Annotated in this window: 7 protein-coding genes and 1 tRNA gene; 6 read left to right on the forward strand and 2 right to left on the reverse strand. The window is 59.1% G+C overall.

Going from position 1 to position 4663, the window contains the following annotated elements; all coding sequences use genetic code 11:
- From DBR23_RS29520 to DBR23_RS05010, 5 genes are all read left to right on the forward strand, one after another.
- Window positions 1-192, forward strand: a 192-nt coding sequence (locus DBR23_RS29520) for a hypothetical protein (RefSeq protein WP_233250281.1), incomplete at its 5' end; no start/stop codon positions are given.
- A gap of 117 nt (window positions 193-309) precedes the next feature.
- Window positions 310-822: a hypothetical protein gene (locus DBR23_RS04995; RefSeq protein WP_108497509.1), complete on the forward strand. Its 513-nt coding sequence runs from the start codon at window positions 310-312 to the stop codon at window positions 820-822.
- A gap of 9 nt (window positions 823-831) precedes the next feature.
- Window positions 832-1056, forward strand: a complete 225-nt coding sequence (locus DBR23_RS05000; RefSeq protein WP_056641853.1) for a DUF4224 domain-containing protein — start codon at window positions 832-834, stop codon at window positions 1054-1056.
- The gene (locus tag DBR23_RS30320) at window positions 1056-2033 is read left to right on the forward strand and encodes a tyrosine-type recombinase/integrase (protein ID WP_108497510.1); all 978 of its coding nucleotides are present in this window, start codon (window positions 1056-1058) and stop codon (window positions 2031-2033) included. Before DBR23_RS05000 ends, DBR23_RS30320 begins: the two co-directional genes overlap by 1 nt.
- Window position 2034: 1 nt before the next feature.
- Complete coding sequence (locus DBR23_RS05010) at window positions 2035-2898, forward strand: DUF4344 domain-containing metallopeptidase (protein ID WP_108497511.1); 864 nt, start codon at window positions 2035-2037, stop codon at window positions 2896-2898.
- A gap of 84 nt (window positions 2899-2982) precedes the next feature.
- Here the strand turns inward: DBR23_RS05010 and DBR23_RS05015 are convergent.
- Together DBR23_RS05015 and hrcA are read right to left on the reverse strand one after the other, a co-directional pair.
- Window positions 2983-3059: transfer RNA gene (locus DBR23_RS05015), tRNA-Ile, on the reverse strand.
- Between the two features lie 50 nt (window positions 3060-3109).
- On the reverse strand, window positions 3110-4114 hold the full coding sequence (gene hrcA / locus DBR23_RS05020) for a heat-inducible transcriptional repressor HrcA (protein ID WP_056060538.1): 1005 nt from the start codon (window positions 4112-4114) through the stop codon (window positions 3110-3112).
- A 28-nt stretch (window positions 4115-4142) separates the two neighbouring features.
- Between hrcA and DBR23_RS05025 the strand changes: the two genes are divergently transcribed.
- Window positions 4143-4663 (forward strand): NAD(+)/NADH kinase (locus DBR23_RS05025; RefSeq protein ID WP_199227634.1); only part of this gene is annotated, 521 nt, incomplete at its 3' end.

Here is a 4663-nt window from a genome sequence, read left to right on the forward strand (position 1 = left end):
CCCAACGCGGTAGGCGACAAGCCGATGAAGGTTGCCATCAGCGACGAGGTGTTCAACGACATCAAGCACTACGGCGCCCCGGCCATCTACGACATCACGACCAAGACCAGGCCGGGAAAAGATGGCACAGCCACTGTGACGCTGGTGAAAGCCAAGTTCCAGCAGCCATTCAAGCTGCCCGAGTCGGAATGAAAAAAGCGCTCACGTGCAGCAACACATGAGCGCCCACCGAACAACAAAAACCTATCCGTGATCGGCCCTGGCAGCTTACCCCATGTAGGCCGCCAGAGGCCATGAATCGAGGCTTCTATGTTCTTCCACGCTCCACGCGATATCTACGGTCCCGAGCTGCTGCGCATGTTCATTGACGAGCTGGGCGGCCCCAAGAAGGTTTACAAGTACCTGGGCGTTTCAGAGCGCACGGTGTGGCACTGGCTCTCCGCCGGTCGCGCCCCTCGTGCCGCAGTCCTGGCTCTCTTTTGGGAATCGCGTTGGGGGCGTTCTCAGATATTCACCGAACAGGTGAACGAAATCCGCCTGTTGTACCGGCAGGTTTGCATCCTGCAGGAGCAGTACCAGAAGGCCAAAGACATCATTACCGGGCTGCGTGCCATGCATGCGGGCTCAGCCAATGAACCACTTTTTGACGAACTTCCAGACCTCAGCCACCGCCAGGCCCCATCGTTCGATGCAGACGCCTTTGCACCGATGCCCCTCGATGCCTCAGTGCCAACTCGGGATGCAGCGCCCGCGCCGGTCTCAGCTCGCGCCGCCCAGGCCATGCAGGCATTGGATCGCACGCGCGCTGCTGCTGGCCGCTGAGGGGGCGCCGTGGACTCGCCGCTCTTTCTCACCGCCGATGAACTCAGCACGCTCACCGGGTTTAAGACCCCCAAAAGGCAAGTGGAGTGGCTACGCACCAAGGGCTGGCGTTTCGAGATCAACGGCAATCGTCAGGCCATTGTGGCGCGCAAATATGCCGAAAAGATGCTGGGTTGTGGAGCACCCGAGGAACAGAGCTACCAGCCCAATTTCCGGGCACTGCAGGGGGCGTAATGGGGCGTCGTAGGCAGTCCAATTTCGACGACCCACCGCGCTTCCACCGTAAGGGCAACGTCTGGTATCACGTCAGCGGCACCCTGCCCCGCGTGTGGACCAAGCTCTCCAACGACCGCGCAGAAGCCCTGCGGCTGTGGGCCCAGCGTGAAGGGGTGCGAGAGGATGAATCCACACGGCTTTTCTCGGTGGTGGCCAGGCGGTACGTGCGTGAGGTGTTCCCCACCAAGAGCGTGCAGACCCGGCGAGACAACGACAAGGAACTCGCTAACCTGCTGCGCGTGTTCGGGCACATGCCCATCGAAGCCATCGCCCCCATGCACATCCGCCAGTACATGGACCTACGCGGCCAGGTGGCAAAGGTACGCGCCAACCGCGAGAAGGCCCTGTTCTCGCACATCTTCAACAAGGCCAGGGAGTGGGGTTTCACCACCGCGCAGAACCCCTGCCAGGGCGTGAAGGGCTTCAAAGAAACGGGGCGCTCGCGCTATGTCACCGACGAGGAATTCGACCGCGTGCGGGCCAACGCGCATTGCACTGTGGTGGATGCCATGGACATAGCCCTGCTCACCGGCCAGCGGCCCGCCGATGTGCTCAAGATCAAGCGCACCGACATTCGGGATGGGGCCTTGTGGATCGTGCAGAACAAGACAGGTGCACGTCTGGGCATCGAGATCACGGGCGAGCTGGCGGCTGTGATCGAACGGATCAACCAGCGGCCCAGGAAGGCCATCAGCGCGTTTCTGATTCAGGACGAGAACGGCCAGCCACTCAGCCAGGGAGCGCTGCGCTCACGCTTTGACAAGGCGCGCACGCTGGCGAAGGTGGATTTTCAGTTTCGGGACATTCGGGCGAAGGCTGCGACCGATACAGGCGACCTTGCTCACTCTCAGAAGCTGCTGGCGCACAAGAACCGGGGTATGACCGAGCACTATGTGAAAGCCCGCATAGGGGACCGCGTGCAGCCCCTGCGGTAACATGGTGTTTCAATTCATTGAGGGGCAGGGAATGAAGCGATTGCTCGTTGCATTGGTGCTTGCACTTGGCACGTGCTCCGCTTGGCCTCAGTCTGCGCCCCTGCCACTTGAGCACCTGCTCTGGTCCGGCCGGCCGATTCCCTTTTATGGCAATCCATCAAGCGAAGAATCAAGGCAGCTCATCGCGCTTGTGCAGGGCGCCAATCTGGCAGAGCGAATGGCCTCTTTCACCCAGAGCCGTCTCAGACTTCGCCACAACTTGGCCATCGGCTTTCAAGAGTGCGGAACTCCAAACGCCTTCTACAAGCCCGCTAGCCGCGCGGTAGTGATTTGCACCGAGTTCGTCAAGCACGTGGCGGGGCTGATGACGGAGCGCAAAGAATTTTTCGCCCAGCAATCACCGCAGTTCCTCGCGCAATGGCTCACCAGCATTCTGTGGGTCGTCTATCTCCATGAGTTGAGCCACGCCGTCATTGACATCAACCAGGTGGCAATCACCGGGCGTGAGGAAGACGTAGCAGACCAATTCGCGATCTGGGCCTCACTGAACTACATCAACGATATCGGGGTTGCCGCATTCGTTCCGGCAATTTGGTACTTCAAGGAGCTGGCATCGTCCCAGCGCCTGAACGAATTGCCACCTGAAACGCTCTCGCACCTGTTGTCTGATGAGCACTCACTCCAGGGACAACGTGCGCTGAATTTCGCATGCTGGGTGCACGGGCTCAGCCCAGAAGCAGCAAGGGATTTGACGCGCTTCGTAGCCCTCTCTGATGCTCGCGCGCAACGATGCGGGGCAGAGTACCGAGCCATGGACAACGGCATTAGGGCCCAATTCCGCAAGGCACTGAAGCAGAACAGATGAGCGGTAAGCGCCCGAATTGTAGAAATTCAACCGCAAATGTAGAAACACCCCAGAACCCTTTCGGGCTCTGAGGCGCACCAATCCTGGTAGGGCGTGTTGGACTTGAACCAACGACCAAAGGATTATGAGTCCTCTGCTCTAACCAACTGAGCTAACGCCCCCAGCCATGCTCCAGCGCTATACAACGGGGCAAGCGCCGTATTGTAGGGGTTTACTTGCGGTGGCTGAGCGCGTTGGACACCAGCTTGGAGGTGATGTCCACAATCTGGATCATGCGGTCGTATGGCATGCGCGTAGGACCAATCACGCCCAAAGTCCCCACCACCTTGCCATCAACCTCATAGGGGGAGCTGACGATCGAAAGCTCTTCAAAGGGCACAACCTGGCTCTCGCCACCGATGTAGATGCGCACCCCTTCCGCTTGGCTGGAGATGTCCAGAAGGCGAAGGATTTGTGTCTTCTGCTCAAACAAGTCAAATGCCCTGCGCAGGTTGCCCATGTCGCTGGAGAAATCACTGACGGACAGCAGGTTGCGCTCTCCAGAAATCACCACCTCGTCCTGCGCCTCGGACAGTGCCTCAGAGCCTACGTTGACTGCCGCCTGCATAAGCGATGCGATCTCTCCGCGCAATACATCGACCTCGGACTTCAAACGTTCTCGCACCTGCTCCATTGCGAGTCCCGCGTAGTGGGCATTCAGAAAGTTGGAGGCCTCTACCAGCTGCGACTGGGAGTGATCCACCTCGGTGAAGATCACGCGATTCTGTACGTCACCTTCCGGCGACACGATGATCACGAGGAAGCGCTTTTCGGAGAGTCGAAGAAACTCGATGTGGCGAAATACCGAGGTACGCCGAGGTGCCATCACCACTCCAACGAACTGGGAGAGGTTGGACAACAGCTGTGCGGCGTTGGCGATGACTTTTTGCGGCTGTTCAGGTGCCAGCTGGGGCGGCATGACAGACTCCCGCTGCACCGTGAGCATCGTGTCCACAAACAAACGGTATCCACGCGCTGTGGGAATACGGCCAGCGGAGGTATGAGGACTCGCAATCAGCCCCAGCTCTTCCAGGTCCGCCATCACGTTTCGTATCGTGGCAGGCGACAAATCCAACCCGGACGCGCGGGAAAGGGTACGCGACCCTACGGGCTGCCCATCAGCGATATAACGCTCGACCAGGGCTTTGAGCAACAACTTGGCACGGTCATCGAGCATGGAATGATTTTAATGATGTAATTTCGCGATGACGTCCAATTTCCGCCATGTCGCACTTATAGGCAAGTACCAGACTTCAGCTGCAGGCGCCCCCGGTGATGGCTCTCGCCGGGCTTTGGAGGATATTGCGCATTTCTTGGAGCGCCAGGGATGTGAGGTGGTGCTGGAAGCGGAGACCGCCAGCAATACTGGATTGACACACTACCCTTCCTTGAATGTAGACCAGATCGGTGCACGGTGCGATTTGGGGCTGGTGGTGGGGGGGGATGGAACGATGCTCGGCATTGGCCGACGCTTGGCGCGTTTCGGAACGCCGCTGATCGGCATCAACCAGGGCCGGCTCGGCTTCATCACCGACATTCCCTTCGACACCTATCAGACCACATTGCCACCGATGCTGCGAGGTGCCTACGAAGAAGACCAGCGGCCTTTGATGCACGCAACAGTCGTTCGCGATGAACGTGTGGTGTTTGAAGCCTTAGCCATGAACGATGTGGTGGTCAACCGTGGTGCGACGTCGGGCATGGTGGAATTGCGTGTCGAAGTTGG

It is taken from the genome of Acidovorax sp. HMWF018 (assembly GCF_003061035.1).
Taxonomy (GTDB): Bacteria; Pseudomonadota; Gammaproteobacteria; order Burkholderiales; family Burkholderiaceae_C; genus Acidovorax; species Acidovorax delafieldii.